This window comes from Shimazuella alba (assembly GCF_009831235.1).
GTDB lineage: Bacteria > Bacillota > Bacilli > Thermoactinomycetales > Thermoactinomycetaceae > Shimazuella > Shimazuella alba.
Map to the genome: position 1 here is coordinate 325,621 of NZ_WUUL01000003.1, position 23,120 is coordinate 348,740.

General features: G+C 41.0%; 21 protein-coding genes. 2 read left to right on the top strand and 19 right to left on the bottom strand.

Translation table 11 applies throughout. The annotated features are described in order from the left end of the window. Nucleotides 1-84 precede the first annotated feature (84 nt). The 9 genes from GSM42_RS06500 to GSM42_RS06540 all read right to left on the bottom strand — a co-directional run bounded on the left by GSM42_RS06500 (nt 85) and on the right by GSM42_RS06540 (nt 10,342). Complete coding sequence (locus tag GSM42_RS06500) at nt 85-762, bottom strand: hypothetical protein (protein ID WP_160800732.1); 678 nt, start codon at nt 760-762, stop codon at nt 85-87. Nucleotides 763-1,050: 288 nt separating this feature from the next. Continuing rightward, a complete protein-coding gene (locus tag GSM42_RS06505; protein ID WP_160800733.1) occupies nt 1,051-1,722 on the bottom strand; it encodes an ATP-binding protein in 672 nt (223 codons plus the stop codon). Between the two features lie 97 nt (nt 1,723-1,819). Continuing rightward, nucleotides 1,820-2,395, bottom strand: a complete 576-nt coding sequence (pyrE, locus tag GSM42_RS06510) for an orotate phosphoribosyltransferase (protein WP_160800734.1) — start codon at nt 2,393-2,395, stop codon at nt 1,820-1,822. Then, a complete protein-coding gene (gene pyrF, locus GSM42_RS06515) occupies nt 2,392-3,096 on the bottom strand; it encodes an orotidine-5'-phosphate decarboxylase (protein WP_160800735.1) in 705 nt (234 codons plus the stop codon). The genes pyrE and pyrF overlap by 4 nt, the downstream gene beginning before the upstream one ends. An 8-nt stretch (nt 3,097-3,104) precedes the next feature. After that, on the bottom strand, nt 3,105-6,326 hold the full coding sequence (carB, locus tag GSM42_RS06520; RefSeq protein WP_160800736.1) for a carbamoyl-phosphate synthase large subunit: 3,222 nt from the start codon (nt 6,324-6,326) through the stop codon (nt 3,105-3,107). A gap of 2 nt (nt 6,327-6,328) precedes the next feature. After that, nucleotides 6,329-7,396, bottom strand: coding sequence for a carbamoyl phosphate synthase small subunit (locus GSM42_RS06525; protein WP_160800810.1), 1,068 nt, complete (start codon nt 7,394-7,396; stop codon nt 6,329-6,331). Nucleotides 7,397-7,429: 33 nt separating this feature from the next. Continuing rightward, the gene (locus GSM42_RS06530; RefSeq protein WP_160800737.1) at nt 7,430-8,707 is read right to left on the bottom strand and encodes a dihydroorotase; all 1,278 of its coding nucleotides are present in this window, start codon (nt 8,705-8,707) and stop codon (nt 7,430-7,432) included. Nucleotides 8,708-8,833: 126 nt separating this feature from the next. Then, nucleotides 8,834-9,370: a bifunctional pyr operon transcriptional regulator/uracil phosphoribosyltransferase PyrR gene (gene pyrR, locus GSM42_RS06535; RefSeq protein ID WP_160800738.1), complete on the bottom strand. Its 537-nt coding sequence runs from the start codon at nt 9,368-9,370 to the stop codon at nt 8,834-8,836. Between the two features lie 273 nt (nt 9,371-9,643). Continuing rightward, on the bottom strand, nt 9,644-10,342 hold the full coding sequence (locus tag GSM42_RS06540; RefSeq protein ID WP_160800739.1) for a MerR family transcriptional regulator: 699 nt from the start codon (nt 10,340-10,342) through the stop codon (nt 9,644-9,646). A 175-nt stretch (nt 10,343-10,517) separates the two neighbouring features. Between GSM42_RS06540 and GSM42_RS06545 the strand changes: the two genes are divergently transcribed. Then, the gene (locus tag GSM42_RS06545; RefSeq protein WP_160800740.1) at nt 10,518-10,856 is read left to right on the top strand and encodes a VOC family protein; all 339 of its coding nucleotides are present in this window, start codon (nt 10,518-10,520) and stop codon (nt 10,854-10,856) included. Nucleotides 10,857-11,202: 346 nt separating this feature from the next. Here GSM42_RS06545 and GSM42_RS06550 read toward each other — a convergent pair whose 3' ends face one another. The 8 genes from GSM42_RS06550 to GSM42_RS06585 form a co-directional block, all read right to left on the bottom strand. Further along, nucleotides 11,203-12,387: a DUF418 domain-containing protein gene (locus tag GSM42_RS06550; RefSeq protein ID WP_160800741.1), complete on the bottom strand. Its 1,185-nt coding sequence runs from the start codon at nt 12,385-12,387 to the stop codon at nt 11,203-11,205. Between the two features lie 117 nt (nt 12,388-12,504). Then, entirely contained in the window at nt 12,505-13,092 is a 588-nt protein-coding gene (locus tag GSM42_RS06555) for a TetR/AcrR family transcriptional regulator (RefSeq protein ID WP_160800742.1), read from the bottom strand. Nucleotides 13,093-13,263: 171 nt separating this feature from the next. Beyond that, a complete protein-coding gene (locus tag GSM42_RS06560) occupies nt 13,264-15,174 on the bottom strand; it encodes an ABC transporter permease (RefSeq protein WP_160800743.1) in 1,911 nt (636 codons plus the stop codon). Then, nucleotides 15,149-15,925 (bottom strand): ABC transporter ATP-binding protein, encoded by a 777-nt coding sequence (locus tag GSM42_RS06565; RefSeq protein WP_160800744.1) that lies wholly within the window; start codon nt 15,923-15,925, stop codon nt 15,149-15,151. Before GSM42_RS06565 ends, GSM42_RS06560 begins: the two co-directional genes overlap by 26 nt. An 85-nt stretch (nt 15,926-16,010) precedes the next feature. After that, on the bottom strand, nt 16,011-16,553 hold the full coding sequence (locus tag GSM42_RS06570; protein ID WP_160800745.1) for an ATP-binding protein: 543 nt from the start codon (nt 16,551-16,553) through the stop codon (nt 16,011-16,013). 31 nt (nt 16,554-16,584) lie between these two features. After that, nucleotides 16,585-17,040 carry a hypothetical protein gene (locus GSM42_RS06575; RefSeq protein WP_160800746.1) on the bottom strand — a complete coding sequence of 152 codons (456 nt, stop codon included), beginning with the start codon at nt 17,038-17,040 and terminating at the stop codon, nt 16,585-16,587. Next, nucleotides 17,033-17,737, bottom strand: coding sequence for a response regulator transcription factor (locus GSM42_RS06580; RefSeq protein ID WP_160800747.1), 705 nt, complete (start codon nt 17,735-17,737; stop codon nt 17,033-17,035). Before GSM42_RS06580 ends, GSM42_RS06575 begins: the two co-directional genes overlap by 8 nt. A 110-nt stretch (nt 17,738-17,847) precedes the next feature. Further along, nucleotides 17,848-18,654 carry a CPBP family intramembrane glutamic endopeptidase gene (locus GSM42_RS06585; RefSeq protein ID WP_160800748.1) on the bottom strand — a complete coding sequence of 269 codons (807 nt, stop codon included), beginning with the start codon at nt 18,652-18,654 and terminating at the stop codon, nt 17,848-17,850. Nucleotides 18,655-18,845: 191 nt separating this feature from the next. Here GSM42_RS06585 and GSM42_RS06590 point away from each other — a divergent pair, with 191 nt between their 5' ends. Further along, the gene (locus GSM42_RS06590; protein WP_160800749.1) at nt 18,846-19,922 is read left to right on the top strand and encodes a hypothetical protein; all 1,077 of its coding nucleotides are present in this window, start codon (nt 18,846-18,848) and stop codon (nt 19,920-19,922) included. A 96-nt stretch (nt 19,923-20,018) separates the two neighbouring features. Here GSM42_RS06590 and GSM42_RS06595 read toward each other — a convergent pair whose 3' ends face one another. Both GSM42_RS06595 and GSM42_RS06600 read right to left on the bottom strand, forming a co-directional pair. Beyond that, nucleotides 20,019-20,774, bottom strand: coding sequence for a MerR family transcriptional regulator (locus GSM42_RS06595; RefSeq protein ID WP_160800750.1), 756 nt, complete (start codon nt 20,772-20,774; stop codon nt 20,019-20,021). A gap of 129 nt (nt 20,775-20,903) precedes the next feature. After that, nucleotides 20,904-23,090, bottom strand: coding sequence for a YhgE/Pip family protein (locus GSM42_RS06600; RefSeq protein ID WP_160800751.1), 2,187 nt, complete (start codon nt 23,088-23,090; stop codon nt 20,904-20,906). Nucleotides 23,091-23,120: the final 30 nt, after the last annotated feature.

The following is a 23,120-nucleotide window of genomic DNA, read 5'->3' on the forward strand; positions in this document are numbered from 1 at the left end:
ACTCGATTTATGTAATTACTTGACATAAACGAACTGGCGGGTCAGAGACTATTTTCTCTAACCCACCAAATTGCGGCAACAACATCAGAGTTCTACAACATCTGCGAGTAGCCACTTTGACTCAAATTGTTTGATTGTCCTCCGTACGACACTTTCTTCCTCTGAGGTACTCATCGCCACATCGAACCCACGAAAGTCATTGATCTTCATGAGCCGATCCTTATAGCTGACTTGAACTTGCACTACTTCGTATTCGCCTCTTAAAACCTTAGCCCCGTTAAAGATAAAGATCTTATCCCACGGAGTAAAGTAGTCAAGCCTCCCAATCTCCACTTTCACACGGAAGGCGTAGCTACCATAGTCATCAGTCTGAAGCCTCTTGATATCCCGCAGCAAGGTGACCACATCTTGACTGATCTCATCCTGCCGTTCACGGGCACTTGGATCATGAGGAGCACCAACGACACTGGGGACGGCTACTTCCTTCTTGAAGTTTGGCACCAACAAGCGAATATGGAGTGATCGAAGTCTTGTTTCTCCTGACCTCAATTTCTCCAGCTTTTCCTTCATTGCCGCAAGGTAGGTTTCGCCTGTGAATGCCTCTATGTCCATTGTTACATCCTCTTGCAGAAAAGCCTCGTTTACTGCAACAGGAACGGCATCGACGAGAGGTTCAGCAGTTCGGGACCAATCTTGAACTGCGACGATCAGTTTACCATCAGATCTTCTACGACAGTATCCAGCGAGCTCGAGTTCCCTCATTCTCCTATGAGCTGACATAGGATCGAGACCAAAGAACTCAGCGAAATGCTGTTCATCAGAAAATGCAACTTCTCGGAAGAGACCGTTATTGGTGATCCAGGGTTTAAGCGTTTCCAGTAGTACTGCACCCTTGTTCATCTCTGTCTTCTCTCAAGGTTAGACGACACTACTTTTTATTGTACTATTCTCTCTTTCTATTAGCTATCCTAAAAAGCAGTACGGCGGTGTCAACAAAACGTCGACACCGCCGCTCTTCGGGGAATGAATATACAGTTACTCTTGAAATGGTCAGGCATCTTTCCGATGACTCTCCCAACTATTCTTAACAATCCCCCAAGAATCGCAATATGGGAGCACCTTGCGAAAGGCGCTTTTTACTCCTCGCACTGCATTGAGGAATGGCTTTGGGTGTACAATCCTCTCTCTCATGAGATTGCGTTTAAAGGCTAGTCGATTAGGACAATCCACATAGAGCTGATGGACGTGAAGCCTTTCGTTTCGCATGTACGCAGCCATCCTGGCTGTACTAAGAAGCTGAAAACGCATCCAGTAATTCGGACCAGCATCACAGACAATGATCGGATCTTTGGAATCGAGCGAGATCTGATCCAAGATCCACTTCCAAGTGGACTGCATCGCTTCATCGCTTCCTTCAGGATCAACGATCTTCTTCGTTCGCAGGTACTGGTATATGTGCGGTGGCAAAAAATACTGGAAAATGGATGGGATCTCCCAGTACTTCGATTGACGATCATCCAAATCGCAAACTGCTGGATCAAGATCAAAGTGTTCTTCCAAGATCATTTTCATTTTATTCAGAATAGTGGATTTGCCTGATCCAGGTACACCAACAGCAAGGATAAGGAGCCTATCGTCACCAACAACGTCCATCAACTGAAAGACATTGCTACCATCGTGAATTCGGATCGGATTCGGGTTCTTTTCAAGTTTAAAGGGCATCTGTCTCTCTTTTCTCTATGAGTTCCCTAATTTTATTATAATGAGCAGTAACAAAAAAAACATCCCTCTAACTTAGTTAGGGGGACAACTTTGTTCATTATTTTTTATGACGGCTTCCAGGCTTCACTGCTGGAATTCCTTCTTTACACAATGGGCAATCTTCTTCTAAATAACTCTCAATCTGCACCGCTTTTAGCGATCTATAAGGTACTTCAAATGGGTTTGTACCTTTCGATCGATCTACTAGAGAGCCTACTCCTACGATTATCGCATCTCTCTCTTCTAACAGAGCAATAACTTCTTTCACCGAACCACCAGTAGTCACTACATCTTCAATGACTAATACCCGCTCTCCGGCTTCCACTTCAAAACCGCGGCGAATCTGCATTTCTCCTTCTTTCCGTTCAGCAAAGATACAGCGAACTCCTAAGCTACTGGCTACTTCATGAGCAATGATAACTCCACCTAACGCTGGACCTACTACGAGATCGATTTCTTGATCCGTAAACAATTTTGCTACAGCAGCTCCAGCTGCTTTTGCTTCTGCTGGATATTGGAGCAATTGAGCCATTTGCATGTATTGATCGCTATGCCGACCAGATGTCAGCAAAAAGTGACCCTGTTTCAATACTCCTGTCCGTTCAATCGCTGCTTCTAATGTCCAATCACTCATGTTGTTGCCTCCTCGATCGATTGTAAAATAGTCTCATATGCTCGTTTGGGATCTTTGGCTTTGGTAATTGGTCTACCGATAACCAAATAATCTGCTCCGCGCTCGATAGCTTGTACGGGTGTTACGACTCGCTTCTGATCATCTGCTCCAGCTTCCTTGGGACGAATACCAGGTGTTACTGCTAGAAATTCAGATGATGTAGCTTGTTTGATCGCACGAACTTCTTGACCGGAACAAATCACACCATCTGCTCCTGAACGCTGTGCCAACTGCGCAAGATGAATCGCAGAGTCGGACACATTTGTCCCAATTTGTAGCTCATCCGTTAACATCGCTTGATCCGTACTCGTCAATTGGGTAACAGCTAAAATTTTTGTACGGTGATTTGCGGCAGCGGTTTGTTCTACTGCTTCTCGTGCACGTCCAATCATCTGACTGCCGCCACTCGCATGGATCGTCAGTAGGTCAACTCCCAGTTTGCTCACTGTTTTTACACCTTGATAAACGGTGTTAGGAATGTCGTGAAGCTTGAGATCGAGGAAGACGTGATAGCCTTCCTCTATCTTCTTCGCGACCCATGCAGGGCCTGCTTCATAAAACAATTGATAACCCACTTTGATAAATGCAGGAGGAAACGATTGTAAGAAAGCTTCTGCTTCTTGCAACGAATAGTCCAATGCTACAATTACTTTTTTACTCATAGCTCCCCCTATACCATTACCGTTTGTTTTTTGTTCACTTTTGCTTCCTCACCGATCGGCAGCGCAGATAAGTGAATCGACTCCATCGTGCTGAGCAACGCTTCTACTGTATCGAGTGACGTCAAGCAAGCAACCCCATGTTCTACTGCTTCCCGGCGGATGAGGAATCCATCTCTTTCAGGTGTTTTGCCACGTGTCCATGTATTTACTACTAAATCTGCTTCCCCTTTGCGAATCATATCAAGGATATGGGGAGATCCATCTTTCAGTTTGTTCACTCGTTGTACCGGAATCCCTGCATTTTCTAAAACATCTGCTGTACCGGATGTGGAGACTACTCGATATCCAAGTTGAATAAAACGCTCCATCAGTGGAATGACTTCTTCTTTTTCCTTATCCCCGATCGTCGCTACAACTGTGCCAAATCGTGGTAGAGAGATACCTGCTGCGATTAATCCTTTGTAAACAGCTCTTGCATAGTCACGATCACGACCCATTACTTCCCCCGTAGATTTCATCTCAGGTCCAAGCATGATGTCTACGCGGCGCAATTTTGCAAAGGAGAAGACAGGAACTTTCACCGCTACTTCTGGAGTTTCCGGCCATAATCCACCTGTGTAGCCTTGATCTGCCAGACTTTCGCCAAGCATAATTTTTGTAGCTACTTGTGCCATTGGGATGCCTGTTACTTTGCTTAAAAAAGGCACTGTCCGGGAAGCACGCGGGTTTACTTCTAAAACATACATCTCGTCTTGGAAGAGAACAAATTGGATATTGATAAGTCCTTTGGTGTTCAGTGCTTTGGCAATGCTCGTTGTGATATCCACTAAACGTTGTTTTTGTTCGTTCGTAATAAATTGCGGTGGGTAGACAGCGATCGAGTCGCCAGAGTGAACCCCAGCTCGTTCGATATGTTCCATGATTCCTGGGATTACGACTTGTTCACCATCACAAATCGCATCTACTTCTAACTCTTTTCCTAAGAGATATCTGTCGATGAGTACAGGATGTTCTGGATTTACTTTTACTGCCTCTACCATATAATCTCTGAGTTCTGTCTCATTGTACACAATCTGCATCGCACGTCCGCCAAGAACATAGGAAGGGCGAACGAGTACAGGATATCCCAATTTTGTAGCAGTTTCTACTGCTGCTTCAATCGAAGTCACCGCTGCTCCTGGTGGCTGGGCGATGTTAGTATCACTTAACAGTTTTTCAAATTTCTTACGGTCCTCAGCACGATCGATCTCTTCTAAGGAAGTACCGAGGATAGCGATTCCTTCTTCTCGTAAATCTCTTGCTAAGTTCAGGGCTGTTTGTCCGCCGAACTGAACGATTACGCCAATTGGTTTTTCCCGCTCGATCACATTCATCACATCTTCTTTGAAAAGCGGCTCAAAGTAAAGGCGATCCGATGTGTTGAAGTCGGTGGAAACCGTCTCTGGGTTGTTGTTGATGATGACTGCTTCATATCCGGCTTCGCGAAGTGCCCAGATGGCATGCACAGTAGCATAATCAAACTCTACCCCTTGTCCGATGCGGATGGGACCAGAACCAAGTACGAGTACAGTCTTCTTATCCCCTTTTTCTACTTCATCTTCTTGCTCATAAGTGGAGTAGTAGTATGGTGTAGAAGCTGAAAATTCAGCGGCACAAGTATCTACGATCTTGTAAACTGGTGTAATGCCAAGCTCTTTTCGTTTATTGGCTATTTCTTTTCCTTTGTTACCTGTCAAACGTGCGATGGTTCTGTCAGTAAAGCCCATCCGTTTCGCGGTTAGTAATAAATCAGCAGATAGTTCATTTTCTTTCTCTAACTGAAGTTCTAGTGCGATGATTCTTTCCAGTTTGATGAGGAAAAATCGGTCGATCTTCGTCAATTGGTGAGCATCTTCCATGGAGTAACCACGGCGGAACCATTCTCCAAGCAGGAAGAGTCGCTCATCATCTACGCGTACCAATCGATTTTCCAATTCTTCACGAGTCATCTCACTCGTTTCTGGTAAATAGAGATAATCTGCTCCGATTTCCAGAGAACGGACTGCTTTTAGTAGTGATTCTTCTAAGCTGCGACCAATCGCCATTACTTCTCCAGTTGCTTTCATTTGGGTACCAAGCCGGCGGTTAGCGGAAGAAAATTTATCAAAAGGCCAACGTGGAATCTTGCTAACCACATAGTCTAGCGCCGGTTCGAAGCAAGCGTAAGTTTGCCCTGTTACAGGGTTGATCAATTCATCTAAAGTGTAACCCATGGCGATCTTTGCAGCGATTCGCGCGATCGGATAACCAGTTGCTTTCGATGCTAGTGCACTGGATCGGCTCACCCGTGGGTTTACTTCAATTACATAGTACTGAAAGCTGTCTGGGTCCAGTGCAAATTGCACATTACAACCGCCGCGAATGTCTAGAGCGCGAATCATTTTCAGAGCGGAGGAACGCAGCATATGATATTCTTTGTCAGATAAGGTTTGGCTTGGAGCAAAAACGATACTATCTCCAGTATGGACACCGACTGGATCAAAGTTTTCCATGTTACAAACAACGATCGCATTATCGTTGGCATCTCGCATTACTTCATATTCTACTTCTTTAAATCCAGCAATGCTCTGTTCTACGAGGCACTGGGTAATGGGACTCAAACGAAGTCCATTTTCTACGATTTCGCGTAGTTCTTCTGCATTATTTACTATTCCGCCACCTGTTCCTCCCAACGTATACGCAGGTCGAACGATAACTGGGTATCCATTGGAGTTTGCAAAGTTAACAGCTTCATCTGCTGTCTGCACGATTTCACTTGAAGGAACTGGTTCGTTTAACTCATGCATCAAAGCTCGGAATTGATCACGGTCTTCTGCACAAGTGATGGCACGAAGTTCCGTTCCAAGTAAACGCACTCCTTCTCGCTCTAGCACACCTGCTTCTGCAAGTTTTACTGCAAGGTTCAACCCTGTTTGACCTCCGAGTGTAGGCAGTAAACCATCTGGACGTTCTTTGCGAATTACTTGTGTGAGAAATTCAACAGTGAGTGGTTCAATATACACTTTATCTGCCATGTTGGTATCAGTCATAATCGTTGCAGGGTTACTGTTCACTAAGATTACTTCCATGCCTTCTTCTTTTAACGCTTGGCAAGCCTGTGTTCCAGCATAGTCAAATTCAGCAGCTTGACCAATAACGATAGGTCCTGAACCAATTACGAGGATTTTCTTTAACGCTGTATCTTTTGGCATGATTATTTCCCCTCCATCATTGTCATAAACCGATCAAACAAGTAACCATTGTCCAGTGGTCCTGGAGCCGATTCTGGGTGATACTGCACCGAGAAAGCAGGTAATTCTTTGTGTTCTACTCCTTCAATCGTTCCATCGTTTAGAGCGACATGGCTCACTCTCAATGCTGTATGTTCAAGCGAAGCTTCGCGTACGACATAGCCGTGATTTTGTGCGGTGAGGTAAGAACGTCCAGTTGCTAATTCTTTTACTGGATGATTTCCTCCACGATGGCCAAACTTTAATTTCTCTGTATCTGCTCCACAAGCGAGCGACAAGAGTTGGTGTCCGAGACAGATACCGAAAATCGGAACTTTCCCAAGTAATCCTTGGATAGCTTGGACAGACTCTGGCACATCTTTGGGATCTCCAGGGCCATTGGAGAGCATCACACCGTCTGGTTGGTACTTCAAAATCTCTTCTGCAGTTGTGTTATAAGGAACCACTACGACTTCACAATCTCGTTCAACTAACTCACGGTGAATGTTATGTTTTGCACCATAATCCACTAAAACAACCCGTTTGCCGTTGTTAGGAGAGATTTGTACGCTCTTGGTGCTTACTTGTGCCACTTGATCTGTACGCAGGGATGTATCTTGCAGACGAGATAACAGTACTTCTACTGGCTCTTCACTTGTCGTGATCATGCCTTTCATCGTGCCATGAATTCGAATTTTTCTTGTCAACATCCGAGTATCGATCCCAGAGATTCCAACGATATGATGCATGGCTAGCCATTCATCAATTGACTGCTCATTTCTCCAGTTGCTTGCATACTCTGCATGTTCACGTACGATCAACCCTTGGCAATGAGGAGTTAAAGATTCATTGTCCTCACGATTGAATCCATAGTTACCAATCAGAGGATAGGTCATTGTGATCAATTCACCACAGTATGATGGGTCTGTGACGATTTCCTGATACCCAGTCATGCTGGTATTAAATACTACTTCTCCAATGGATTCCCCAGTTGCTCCAAATGATGTACCTGTAAATACTGTTCCGTCTATAAGAAGTAATCGTGCTTTCATCATGTCACCCTCCGCTTATACAATCTGTTCTATTTAAGCTTTCCAAACTACTTTGCCATCTACGATGGTTAAGGTTGGCCATCCCTGTGTTTTCCATCCAACAAAAGGTGTGTTTTTCCCTTTGGACAAGAATGATTTTGGATCAATTGCTTGTTCTTGTTCCAAATCAATCACCGTGATGTCAGCAACTTTTCCAACTGCTAATTCTCCATAAGGCAAGTTAAACCGCTTAGCTGGTTTGGTACTCATCAGCTCCACCAGTTGACGCAGGGTGAACTGTCCTGTTTTTACTAGGTTAGTATAAAGGAGAGGAAATGCTGTTTCCAAACCTACAATTCCGAATGGTGCGAGCTCGATACCAGCTGCTTTTTCTTCTTCGGTATGTGGTGCATGATCTGTTGCGATAAAATCGATCGTGCCGTCTAGCAAAGCTGCAATTAAAGCTGCCCGATCTTCTTTTGCACGCAGTGGAGGATTCATCTTCCAGTTGGCATCAACATCTGGAATATCCTCTTCGCAAAGGAGTAAATGGTGGGGAGTAACTTCCGCTGTTACTTGTTGACCCCGTGATTTTGCTTCTCTGACTAGGCGCACCGATTCTTTTGCACTGATGTGGCAGACATGATAGTGGACCCCAGTATCTTCTGCTAGTAAAATATCCCGTCCAATATGGATGGATTCAGATAAACTGGGCATACCTGTCAAGCCATGTTTTGCAGCAAATGTACCTTCATGAACCACTCCGCCTTTAACCAGGGTATCATCTTCACAGTGAGCAACGATTGGTAATCCAAGCTTTTTGGCTTTTCTCATTGCTTCCCGCATCATTTGGCTACTCTGGACTCCTACACCGTCATCAGATAGAGCAAAAATCCCTGCTTCTTTCAGTGCTTCAAAATCTGTATGCTCTGTTCCTAATTGGCGGGTAGTAATCGCTCCAAGCGGTAATACTCTCGCTTTGCCTGCTGCTTTTGCTTTAGAGAGAATTTCCGCTACGACTTCTATCGTATCGATAACCGGGCGTGTATTTGGCATACATGCGATCGTAGTAAATCCTCCTCGCACAGCCGCATTTGCTCCTGTTTCAATTGTTTCTTTATGGGTATAGCCAGGTTCTCGCAGGTGAACATGTAAATCGACAAATCCGGGTGAAACAAACTTCCCTGCTAAATCAATGATGGCAGCTTCACTGTCTACTATGTTTTCCCCAATTTGTTCGATTTGATTTTCATGGATGAGGATATCACGAGTCAGCAGCTCATCTCCTTCTGCTCCCAAAATACGTCCGTTTTTCAATAGTATTTTAGCCATTTGTTCTCCCCCTACTTGATTATGGATCCACAAAAAAAGTCTCTTTTGCCTGCATGACAAAGAGACTTTTGTTCTTTCAAAAGTTTGCCTTTGTCAGCCTCACAGGACTACCTTAAAAGGAATTATTTACTTGTTTAGCTTGATGGAAACTTCATCCATTTGATTATCTGCTTCAAGTAGAGAAACCTGTACGATCTCCCTTTTTGAAGTTGGAACGTTTTTCCCCACAAAATCTGGTCGGATCGGCAACTCACGGTGACCTCTGTCTACCAAAACAGCGAGTTGGATCATCTGAGGTCGCCCTAAATCAATCAAAGCATCCATTGCTGCTCGTATTGTTCGACCAGTATAGAGGACATCATCAATCAAAATAACTTTCTTACCCACAATAGCCGGCACATTTGTATCACGCAACTGAGGTTCTTTATTTTTCTCTGTCAGATCGTCTCGATACAAAGTAATATCAAGTTCTCCTATCGGTACTTCATGACCCTCAATCTGCCAAATACGCTCTCGCAATCGTCTAGCCAAAAAAATCCCACGAGTCTTGATCCCAACTAGCACCATATCTTTTACACCTTTATTGCGCTCGATAATTTCATGCGCAATTCTGGTGAGAGACCGACGAATCGCCGCTTCATCCAAAATTAATTTCGTGGACAATGGAATGCTCCTTCTTGGGTATTAAAAAAACTTCTTGTCCACACTGAACAAGAAGTACGTCATAGTACTATCTCCGCATCCTTGCCAGCCTCACGGGACTGTATTAAAGGTTCTTCTTAAACTAGATGTATTATCGCTTATGAAGGTGGTATTTGTCAAATGGAAATAATAGCAGTCTACTAAACATTGAAGTCCAAAATGAAATCTTGTATGATGATGCGCTGGAAAAAACCTCAAAGTCTCGAAATGGAGTATTCAGCAGCACCCAATTTATCACAACAAACCAGTTACTTTGCACAAGTTATACAGCTCATGGATCCCGTGAAATCGACTTTGGTTTCGGAGGTTGATACTTTCCAGAGCATCTCGCAAAACCCTTTTTGCCTTATAAACAGTATGGAACTCAACGGATTGGACAACTTTTCTCATACTCTCAAGACCATATACTGAATTTCGAAATGCGCAAATGAGAGAAATTTGTCGAAGGTGATTTTGTGTATAAACTCGATATCCATTAACAGGATCTCGATTAGGTTCAATTAGCCTTTCTTTCTCCCAGTGCCGAATGGCTGATGTGGATACATTCGCTAACTTAGCTACCTCACCAATTGTCATTTTTTCTTTTCTTTTTACATTCATCTTCGTAAGATCTGGATTATAAAACATAGCAAGCGTTTGTTCAGCAGACACTTTCTCTTGATGAAGTCGTGCTTGCTCTTCATTTACAATCCAAAACGCTGCATCGATTTCGCCTTGTTGGATGTGCAAAAGAATTTTTGATATCACACGCATATCAAAGGATGGATACATCGCACGAATACATCGAAAGTAAGCAAAGTGAACCTCTGTGTACAGTCGATAACCTCTTTTCGTCCTCGCTGGAGCTGGAACGATGCCCCATGATTCATAATGTCGAAGAGCACTTGTACTAACATCAAGTGCTTCAGCAATCTCCTTTGGTTTGTAATACATACATTCCACCCCTAGCCAAAAGCTTAAATCCAAAAATTAAAGTTATGCGACGGATAATTATATTCTAAATCATATACATCAAGCATCATTATACTAAAACATTATCACTTGCATGAACATTGTAAAATAATAATAGAAAGTTGATTACTAACCTTAAAAAAGAAAGAGTGAAGAAATGAAAATCAACCACCTTAATCTAACAGTGACGGATGTGTTGGCTGCTCGAAAGTTTTTAGAAACCTATTTTGGTTTGAGATGTGAAGGGAGTCGAGGGGATAGTTTTACTGTCCTGTTTGATAACGACGGACTTGTTCTCACTTTGATGAAGGGACATGATGTTCATTATCCCAAAACATTCCATATAGGATTCATTCAAGCCAATGAAGACGAGGTAAATCGCATCAACCACCAATTAAAAGAAGATGGTTTCGATGTTAAACCTCCTGTACACGCTCATGGTTACACCTTTTATGTTCAAGCACCTGGAGGGTTTACAGTGGAAGTACTCTGTTAAAAAATACCCTATTCCCATACAACTCCTTTTGAAGTACAAATTCAGGGAAAACAACTTTTTGAATATATTGGTTTTTTAAGGTGGAAAATTTCTATTTTGTGGGATACAAAATTTAATAATACATTGGCTTTTACCACTGATTAAGAGATTATAATCAAATCAAAAAAAACAACCACTGCTTAACATACAAGTAGTCGGTTGTTTTTGTCTAAAAGATGTCCCAACATATTATTTTATTTTTCGGATGACGCTCTCATAACGATCTATTTTGGAAGATAATAATAGGAATAAAAACTAAATTTTACTATTACTACCTCACTTGATAACCTTCTGATTCCACTTACCATTATGTTCTACGATATATGAAACGACGAAGTAGTACTTCTGCAGGACCATTTTTCCCTTTTCGTTCTAATATCTCAGCGAAGATAACTGTCAACAGCCAAATAAAAAGAGCAATTAGTGCAGCACCAAAACTATGAATCTTGCCACCAATTCCCAATCCCCAATCCGCAAGGAGCAGAGCCAGCAAGATGGATTGAGCTAGATAACAGGTCAAGGAACGTTTACCTGTTGATGCCAAAGCTTTAATAATTACACCACGGTTATTTCTTAAACGTAAAGCAATTAATCCAAACATAGCTGTATATCCTATTCCTCCAAACATCCCTGTTATGGTATGAAGCGAGATAAGAACTCCTTTTATTTCTGCTGAGGGTTGCCATACCTGTGCTCCAGCTAAAGCAAATGGCAATCCTCCTATCACAGAAACAGAAATACCTATTATCGTTACTTTTCTTAGAAAAGATTTATTCTGCTGAGGCTTCTCTAGTAACTCTTTGCGTTGCGCCCATGCACCAAGAAGTATGGGAGCGAGTAAAGGCATAATAAGAAGACTATATACAATCCACATTGGATACTCCATCAGTCGATTCATTAGAGACATCACAAATGTATCTGCCGCCATGGATCCATGTGGGCTACTAGTTTCTCCACTGATAGCCATTAAGATGGATTGTGTCACTAAGAAAAAAATAATGAAAGCCGAAAACCAAGCTGCTCCCCGTAACAACGTTTGGTCACTACGATAAAGGAGCCAACTGATAAGTAAGCCTGCTATTCCATATATAGTTAGAATATCGTAAGAGAAGACAAACACAGCGTGTAATACCCCAAACAATATCAATGCCAAACATCGGCGGTAAATCAGTCTTTTTGTATCAGAAAGAGAAGTATCTGTAGACATTCGACGTGTAATAATCATTGCCAATCCAAAACCAAATAATGCAGCAAACATGGGATATGAACGAAGATCAATAAACAATAAAGTAATAAATTTAATGATATTGTCAAGTAGGGATCCACCTAGAGGGTGATTTAGTATTCCTGATCCACTACTTGGTACATACATCGGCGCATGAGCTAATACAATCAGCAAAAGCATAAAGCCTCTTGCCAAATCTGGTGCTAAAGAACGACTGGTTTGTTTTTTTTCTTGATCAATCGGAACAGATAATGATTGACTTTGCATATTCTTTCTCTCCTTTTAATGACTCCTAAAAAATAAACTGAACGTACGGTTTATTAATTACCTAAAAAAATTAGCTATCTGTTATCCAATAAGTGCGTCTATAAGAGAAACAGTGTTTTATTTTGCTATCCCTTTTAGTACGACATCAATCGCGATTTTATATAATCGATGAAGAGAGTTTCCATCTTGGTAGTGATGATTCATAGATAATCCACTATATAACCCATATATAATAAATGTTAAATCATCAACAGATGTCTGAACAAACTCACCATTTCGCATGCCCTCTTCTAATAATTCATAGAATACAGTGTGATCTGTCTTCATCCATTCCATTACTCTGTTTTTTACGGATAGATCAGCAGCTTCGCTCGAAATGAATTCAGCAGCAGTTTGAATCAAAGGAGTTTGTAAATCTGAAACATAATGTTCTGCCAATTTGTATAGTTTTTCTGTCGATGTATGCAGAGGTGCTGAAATCTCTTTCCATGTTTTTTTCCATTCCTCTGAAGACTCATTCAAAATATAAAAGAACAGCTCTTCTTTATTTTTAAAATGATAATAGATACTGCCTTTGCTAATTCCTGTTTTTGTATGAATTTCTTCCATAGTTGTGGCTGCATATCCTTTTTGCTCGAACAGCTTTCTCGATTTACTAGCAATTAATCGTTTTGTATGTTCCCCTTTTCCTGCTATTCGTGCCAATTGATTCACCTGCCCCTAATTATTAAACCGGATATCCGTTCAGTTAATATGATAATATATACTTAACTCATTAACAATATATTTTAAGGTGGTGTTGTGACAATTTTTTCTTAAGCTTTTGAATTACATCTCCTACATCGAAAAAAAAATAAAAATCGTTTTTCTGACTGTTCAACTTTCGAATCTTCCAATTGCGTGTAGCATTGATCTTTTCGTCCAGAAGTAATAGAGCATACCAAGAACGAGATAAATAAACCAAACCAATAAATAACTAGCGAAAACTGGTCGATGCAGCAAAAAACTAAACAAAGTTAACCCAGTGAAAGAATGGATACTTCCTACTAAAAATGGGATTGCAAACAATAGTTTTATTTGTCTTACTAATATCTTGTTTGCCTCTTCTTCTCTTAATCCTAATTTATTTAATAACTCCAATTGACGTCGTTCAGAAGGAAGTTCGATAGAAAGACGAAAAAATAAAATACTACCAGCTGCTAAGAAAAACAGGAGCCCAATAAATACACTGACAAATAACAATGGAGAAAATAAATCTCGAAAAAACGCTTGTAGCAAAATCGTCCCTGTACTATTTTTCTCATTCATGTTGTGTGATTGAAACTGCTTTTTCATATCTTCCAAAAGAACCTTACCCTTGGAAGGGTCAGAAAAACGGTATCCCTCGACTGGGATAACTCCTGCGCCTCTCTTTTGAAGTTTTGCAAAAGTAGCATCCGAAACAGCCCACATGATACGAGTTTGATCATGTTCGTTAAAAAGCACACCTTGCATGATTTTTTCCCATTTCCATTGAAAGCTTTCTTGCTGTTGCTGCACAGTAAAAGATTGGACTTCTTGTTTTTGCTGAGCTTTATTCCAAATACCACTATTTCGTATCTGGATAACCTCGTCGGCATGAATCATGATTTTCTGCCTTTTTTCTTGTTGGAGCAACTGGTTTAGTGCTGTATTCGAGATGGCATAAACCACTGGATTGTTCATATTTTTGTTACGATCTGTTGTTTTTAACTGCAAGATTTGAAACTGGATATGTGCTGTTCGTTTCAAACCAAGACTTTGAATTTTTTTCTCCATTTGAGCTTGATTTAGCGGACTTGCTACTACACTAATATGATACGGTGCTTGTTCTTCTCCAACCGTATCTGATTCTATATAATAAGTAAAACAAACACCTACAGCAGTTAGGACAATACTGGTAAAAATCGTTACCAAAAATAAAATACGCGCATTATCTCTCAAACGAAAACGAAGCTGCGAGAATAGAAACAAATTAGTCCCTCGGTAAAACCATTTTGGTAGTTTTTCCAATAAAGCGATCACCGCAATACTCAACTGTGTATATCCAAAGTATGTGCCAATGAAAAGGAAAACGAGAATAAAGATCATATTTTTTGTGATCCCTGCAAAAGAAGTAGTAAAGGAGAACCAATACGCAATCGCAATAGAGACTAGCGATAAAAGAACGAACCAAATAGAAAACTTCGGTTTCTTCTTTTCTTGGACTCTCTCCCGTAATACTTGACTAATCGATTGCTTTTGCAGCGAAAATCTACTTATCCATGACAAAATGAGAAACAAACAGAAGAAAAAGGAAATCGTGAGAATAATCGAACCAAATGACAGATTTACAGGTATGGGAGCAGGTAATCGGAGAACATAAGAAACGGCAAGGAAAAAGAACTTACTCCCAATCATCCCGGTAAAAATACCAATCAGAACAGCAAGTGCACCTACCAATATATTTTCCCAAAAGATCATACGAACAACCTGTCTAACAGGCATTCCTAATATTTGCAGCAAGCCAATATCTTGTTTTCGATTTCGCAAGAAGGCGGATTGAGAGTAGCCGATAAATAAGAAAGCAAATAAAGCGACAATAGCCTCCACTAGATAAAGAAAAAGAATAAATTGATCAGGAAACAATTCATTTTTTAAGATCGGATGAAAGAGCAAAGAAGCATAGAGAAAAAATACGAGTACTGCAAAAATACAACTTAAAAAATAGGCACTATAACTACTACTATGATGTCGAATATTTTTAAAAGCGAGGGATTTTAGTGTCATATAGCTCCCCTCCTAAAGAAGACTGCACAAGTAATATTTGATCGTAAAAATCTGCTCTTCTGTCACCTTGATATATCTCATTGAGTAGTCGTCCGTCTTGAATAAAGAGAATGCGATCACAATAACTAGCAGTGACTGGGTCATGTGTTACCATCAAAATGGTAGTCTGTTCTTGATGATTGAGATCCACCAGCAACTCCATTAACGCTTTGGCAGATTTAGAATCAAGGTTTCCTGTTGGTTCATCCGCAAGTACCAATGATGGCTGATGAATCAGTGCTCTTGCCGCAGCAGCACGCTGTTTTTGTCCACCAGATACTTCGTAAGGTCGTTGAGATAAAATTGCTTCTATTCCTAAGTAGGCAGCCACCTGCTTCACACGTTCTTCCATCTCTTGATTCGATTTTTTATTCAGCACAAGGGGGACCAACATATTTTCTTTAATCGACAGGGAATCAAGCAACTGAAAGTCTTGAAAGATAAACCCTAGTTTTTCTCTTCTAAAATCAGCCAACTGGGTTTGCTTCATAGCTACGACATTCTCTCCATCCATCACGAGTTCTCCTGAAGATGGGGTCTCGATCGTTCCTAATATTTGTAGAAGAGTGGATTTCCCACTTCCAGAAGGACCCATTATCCCAACAAATTCCCCTTCATTTATTGTAAGATTAAATTGATCTAATGCTTTGTAAAAAGCACCTGGAGAGGAACCCCCATAAATTTTACTAAGGTTTTTTGCTTCTAAAATCATATCTCATTCTCCTTTCTCCCTTCCTAGTTTATCTATCTTCCTATTCAGGTTGCATCGATTTACCTTGCAAAGTGTATCTATACCCTTACATTTTTGTCACCTTCGAAAACAACAGATGAAAGGTTGTCCCAGTACCAACGACTGATTCCACCTGAATGGAATGTTGAAGTTGCGTTAAAATAGTTTGTACCAAGTACAGACCCATCCCTGTAGCTTCCGCAAACTGTCGTCCATTTTCTCCAGTAAAAAACGGGTCAAAAATTCTTGGCAAGTCTTGTTTTGGAATACCTGGACCTTCATCGGTGATCGACAAGCGAATGTATTTTTCTTGTTCGGTTATATAAAAGAAGAGATATGCATCCTTTTTCATTTGGGAAGTATATTTACAGGCATTTTGTATCAACTGTTCTAACACAAAATGCATCCACTTTGGGTCTGTTAACACATCGATTGCTTCTCTTGCTACCTCAATCTTTGGGAAAATATGTAACCGAATAAACATCCTTCGCTTTTCATTGATCACTTGTCGAACAAGATCCGATAAACGTACTGTTTTGATATGATAATCATGAGAAAAATGATTCAAACGCGCCATCGTTAATGCCAATTCCAACCCCTCATTTAACATATCAATCTCCTCTAAAATCAATGCTTTCTGCTCATTTTGATACTGTTGCCAAGAGTGACAAGGAAGAGACATACGTTTTCATTTGATGTATCCAAATATGAATAAACTCTAAGTGGCGTTGATGGATCTGTTCTATCCCAAGTTGCTCTGCTTTTAAATGCTGGTATACGTTCTGGTGTGCTTCCCACGTAAGCTGATATTCCAAAGGAGTATTTCTAGGAGTTTGAATTTCTATTTTCTTTTTCCTGGAAAGTTGTTTTAATAAATCTTGAGAAGGAATGACCTGCAACCCTTGCCACAAAAGAAAGCAGCATAAAAAAAACGTCACCAATAACCCACTGTAAACGAATAGTTTCCAGTCGAAAGAATAGGGGAAACCTGAGTAATAAAAGCCTATCGCAAATAAGAGATAAGTGATGATCCAAGTTGTATATATCATACCAATCCAATCCATACGGGTTCGTAAAAAGAAAAGAATACTATTCATCGGCATCCACCGAGCCTATATACACATAACCGAAACCTCTTTTGGTTTGAAGATGGTCTTGCAATCCCCACTTCTGTAGCTTCTTTCGCAATCTCGTGACGTTAACCGATAATGTATTATCATCTACAAAGGTATGATCATCCCACAATGCTTCCAAACAAGAATCTCTGGTCACCACTTTTCCTGCATTATCCAAAAGTAAATGCAGCAACTTCCATTCGTTTTTGGTAAGTGACTGTATCTCTCCTCTATAGGCTATTTCCATCTGAGGGATGGATAGCACCAACTCCCCTACTTGAATCTCTTCTTGATGGGCTAACTCTGCAAAATTACCATAAGAACGACGTAACAATGCTTTGATCTTCGCATGCAGTACTTCCAAGTGAAAAGGTTTCACCATATAATCATCTGCTCCATGCTCCATTCCCATAACTTGCTCCATCTCTGAGGCACGTGCAGATAAAATAAGAATAGGAATAGTAGACTTCTCTCTTATTTTTTGACAGAGATAAAAACCATTCTGATAAGGTAAATTAATATCCAAAACAATCAGGTCAGGCTGAATTTCTTTCCATTCTTCTAATATGCTCGTAAAATCTTTTGCTAGCTCAATCGTGTATCCATAAGGTTCCAAAAAACTTTTTATACTCTCTGCAATTGTCCGTTCATCTTCTATTACATACAACCTATAAGTCAATATTCTTACACCTCCAAGCTCACATTGGTAACTGCTTCTATTTCTCTATGCTAGGGTAACAAAACCGCAAAAAAATAGCTAATTCCCCATCAACAGGGAATTAGCTATTTTTAGAGAACTTTGTTTTTTTGCTTCATAAACTGATAGACTATAACTGCTAAAATCGTCCAAACTAGGATAGTAAAAATCCCGCTTTCTCCTGTGACATAAGTCCAATACGATTTTTTTACATAAAAAAGTGTATCCATGAAGCCTCGCAAATAGTTAATCAAACCATGACATAACACCACAGGCCAAATACTCTTACTACTGATACGAATCCAACCTAATAGAAACGATAATGGGAAAATCATGATGGTAAACAGTAACACGTTGATCCAGATATTCCCTGAGTCTGTGTAATTCGATAAGAAAAAAAAGGGATAGTGGAAAATGGCCCAACATCCTGCTGTAATCCAGATGGCTTTGTTTGCTCCCACTTCATGCAATAACCGAGTTTGCATATATCCTCTCCAACCAACCTCCTCTGCGAAAGCAAAGAGTAGAGGGCTTAGTATAAAACCTACTTGTAGATACAATTTCACTAAGAATACAAATCGTCCCCATTGGTTCATTTCCATTTTTGTAATAACTGGTAATTGAACAATCCCCATCACCCAAGCAATAGAAAAACTCACAGCAACCATTGCTACTACCAAAAGTGTCAGTAGATAGCCTTTAGCCGTTCCGATTCGAGTCATCCCAAAATCTTTCCACTTTCCTTTACGCCTCACGAACAATACAACACCAATGGCAACGAGCATTGGCATTCCTTGGCTGATCGCTTTGAATAAATTATTAGCAGATAATAGGCAAATAGTGGTCCATCCAATAGTTAGAAAGATATAAATCCAGATTTCGATCGATATTTTTTTCATCGTCTAACGCCCCTTTCATTTCTACATTCAGTATAGAGGCGCTTGATGACTACAACCATTGATCTATCTTTCATTTTTACAGTTATTCTTTCAGGATTGTAAGATTACAATTATGTTTCATTAAGATTGTCCATTGCTGCAAAATTATTGATATAATATTTTTAATCCACATCTTCGACCAAGGAGCAACCTTGGAAACCATTGTAGTACCGGGTCTCGCTACCATCGAGATCTTGGGAAGTACGGTGATTATTCGGCTTGACGAGAAGTACGACGGTGAAGTCGATCTCATCAGCCATGACATCGACGACCACCTGACGGACTGGGAACCCGGTGGCATCTACTACAGTACCAACAAGCAGGATCTCCCAAGTGTCCCTGAGCAGGAGATCTCTCTACGGATCGCGAAGCTGCTCGAGGCCATCACGGAGCGTAAGCGCCCAAATGCAAGCCGAGCTCTGAGGCGACTCATGGAGGTACTCCCCGAGAAGCACCGGAACCTGCAGGAGTTCGTCCGTCCCGGAAACACCCTCTCGTCCAAGTTCTGCACCTGGATGTTGGCTCCAGTAAAGAAGACGAAGGAAACTCCGATTCAGCCCGTCTACAGTTTCGGCGAGCTGAAGAAGCGCTTCAGTCTGAAGCACTACTTGTGGGTCATCCCAATGCTCATCGGTACTTTCTTGCTGATCTACCTGCAGACGCAAGTCTTCAGTTGGATGATGTATTCTCCACTGACGGCGACTGTCGAGTTCAGCAAGAAGATCGACAACTCGTGGATTGCCATTGGCGGTCTCGTGATCCTCGTCTACCTCGACAACAAGCTTGTTCGTCGTAGTCAGAAGAAGGTCACAAGCTACTCCCCGTACACATACGGCTGGCTCAACAAGGCGGCGATTAACGAGGAGCAGGCTTTCCGTGAGGGCGCTGAGAACTGGACCCCTTGGGAACGCTTCCGTAGTTGTTTGTCGTTTGGTCTGATCCACCAGCCATCTCTGATCTACGTGTTCGGCATGTTCTTGCCGCACATGATTATGGGTGGTGTATTCATGTGGGTTTACCTGAAGAACTACCGCCGCACCCAGCGGAGGCGTACGGCAGTGCTGGCCGCCTCGGTGTTCCACCGGGTTTACAACCGGGTGGCGCTCTCCGTCGTGGTGCTGTCGTTGCTCACCGTCTTCGGTCACTCATCGTTCAACTGGGTGACTGGACTGGTTGGTGTCATCTTCACCTGGACTGCGATGGCGGTGTCTGACCACCGCAACAAGTAATCCAAGAACACCTCCTGATCCCAGAAGGTGTGGTGCCCCCGCGTACGGAACGCGGGGGCACTGATTTTTTATTTCACTAGTAAAATGATTATTTGTCTATGCGTTTTGTTGAACATATGCCTTTGAAGAGACATACAAAAAGTAAGAAAGTCCCGTTTGTTGACTCTCCAGCATGGTACGATGAAAATCATCTTCTAAAAAAAATTTTGTCTGCTCCACAAATTGAGCATCAGAAGATAACAGGTTTTGTGCTTTTAAATAAGTAATGTGTTCTCCAATCGTCTGCAGCAATTGTTTATCATTAAATTTTGTTCCTTTTTGTAATGCTTCAATCATCTTATTGGTAAAACGAGCAGCTTCTACTGCTTTTTCATTTAATTCGTCTACTTTTATCTCCTGTTGATCATCTAGCAAAGAATACCTATATTCTTCTTGTAGATACTGATTTTGCTCTCCCAATGCCTCTTTCCATTCTTCCTCTGTAGTGAATCCCTTGAACAAATCTTTTTTCTCCATCATCTCTCCCCTTTTCACATAGTCAATCGATTTCGTAATAGTCTCCAATAATTGATCTAACCTATTTCTACGAGTGAGTAATAATTGTTTTTGTTCTTCTAATACCTTTTGTCTATTGGATTCATGATCCAATAACTGCTTTATCTCCAATAATGGAAAATCTAGTTCACGGTAAAATAAGATTTGCTGCAATCTCTCTAATTCTCTCATCCGGTATAACCGATATCCCGCATCCGTTACTTTTGATGGCAAAAGTAGACCTATCTTATGATAATGGTGCAAAGTCTTCACTGTTATATGAGACATCTCTGCCATTTCCTTTACCGTAAAATACATTTCATCGCTCCTTTCTTTTTGAGCTTAATGTCTTCCCTAAGAGGAGAGTCAATACTTTTTATGCTTGTTTCTATTCAAAAAATAAGAGCCAATTCCTCTGTTACGAACTGGCTCTTTGGCTGCTAATACCTATACTTTCACTAATCTTCTTGCAGGTTTTCTTTTTGGTTTTGGTCTATTAAAGTAAAAGTAGCCGATAGTCAATATTAAAAAGATAATCAAAAAGATCAATAAATGATTGATATTCCCTTGCAAATCCCCATAGTTTGCACTAGAGATGACATCTCGAAATCCACGAATGCTATATGTCATCGGAAGCCATGGATGGAGTACTTTTGCCCATCCTGGTAACAACTCATATGGAAACGTCCCTGCACTAGAAGCCAATTGAAAAATCATCACCAATAAAATGATAAACCGTCCAACTTGATCAAACAACGTAACCATCGCTTGACAAAAGAACATAAAAGTAAATGCAACTAGTGCAGTAAAACAATAGAAAAGTGGTATATTTTGTACTTGTAATCCCAATACATATACTAATAACGTACTTACAATCATCGCTTGAGCAAAACTCATCAGACCAAAAGTTAAGGTCTTACTTACAAATAACTTCCAACCGGAAGCATCTTTTTGACTTGTGGAAGTTCTAGCAGAGAACACTGTCGTAAATACGAGTGAACCTGCAAATAAAGCCAACGAGATGAAGTAAGGAGCGATACCATAGCCATAAGCACTAATATGTCGATCATCATTCGCTTGAATAGAGACTGGAGTGGACAACATTTTAATTGTCTGATCATCTGCTTTAAAATCAGCTGTTCGATCTGCTGCATCATTTAATTTGGATGCTAACTCTCCTGAACCATTACTCAGCTTACTTGCTCCAACCTCTAACTTGTGTGCACCTGTAGTTAATTTTTGAGTACCTGTACCCAAACTCCCACTGCCAGCTAATAGTTGTCCCAGTCCTGTATTCAATTTACTTGCTCCTGTATTCGCTTGACGTGCTCCTTGAGCTAACTTCTGACTTCCCGTAACTATATCTGCAAATTTTGTATTGTATTGGTGTAGTCCACTCGCTAATTGTTGTTGACCTACTTGCAATTTTGTTGCCCCTTGCAACAGCTGGCTATTTCCTCGACTAAGTTTTTGACTACCCGTTAATAGCTGCTTTTGACCCGCGCTAAGGGTTTGACTACCGGACAATAACTGTGATTGTCCTTCGCTTAATTTTGTTGCACCAGTAGAAACTGCAAGACTTGCTGCAAGCAATTTTTGAAAAGCAGGATCTAATGCGAGTTCTGGGTGAGTAGTCTTTAGCTGTTGTAAGCCGCCAGCTACTTGCGCAGTTCCCTCAGCCAACTCTTTGCTAGAAGCATGAGAAATAGTCAATCCTGACTCCAACTGCTTACTTCCTTCGAGAGAAGATGTCAGCCCAGCGGTTAATTGGTCAGCACCTTGTTTGGATGATTGAATCCCTTTAACCAAAGCATCTGATCCTGTTTTGGCATCTGATGCTCCTTTTTCCAGTTGGTGTCCAGCTGATGCAAGTTTTTGTGTGCCATTTGCAAGATCATGAGCACCTTTTGAAAGATCTGCTGTTCCCTTTGCTAGTTGAGTAGAACCCTTATGAAGGAGCTTGATACTCTCTTGTAGCTTCAAAGCACCTAAAGATAGCGTGGAAAGATTTTTTGTAACAACGGTTAGTCCATCTCGCAATTGAACTGCACCTTTGTCTAGATCTGTCGCTCCATCTCCAGCTGTTTGCAAACCATTTGATAGCTTTGAGAACTGATTGAAAATACTTCTGGTGTATGCTTCAGTCAGATTGTCGGACAACTGATTTTGTAATTCTTTTGTAGCATTTTCACTTATTTGTCCCGCAATGAAATTGTAGTAACTGTTTGATTCGTACTCGATCGTTGATTGATTTGGATGATCATTTGTTAACGAAGCAGCGTCTGTTGAAAAATTTTGAGGAATGGTTATCATTGCATAATAATGGTTATTAATCATCCCGTTTTCCGCTTCCTCTTGCGTAACAAACTTCCAAGCAAACTTGGGATTCTTTTTTAATTCGTCCACAAACTCTTTGCCAACATTCATTGGTTCTCCTTGATACGTCGCACCTTTATCCAAATTAACCACAGCTATTGGTAAATTTTCTAATTTTCCATAAGGATCCCATGTTCCTTTGAGTAAAAATCCACTATATAAAATTGGTACACAAGCGACGGCAACAAAAGTGATGATTAACATTGGTTGTTTAAAAAATTTTTTCAAATCTTGCATAAATACTTGAAACAACTTCATCTTCTGCCACTCCCAAAACTTGTCCCTATG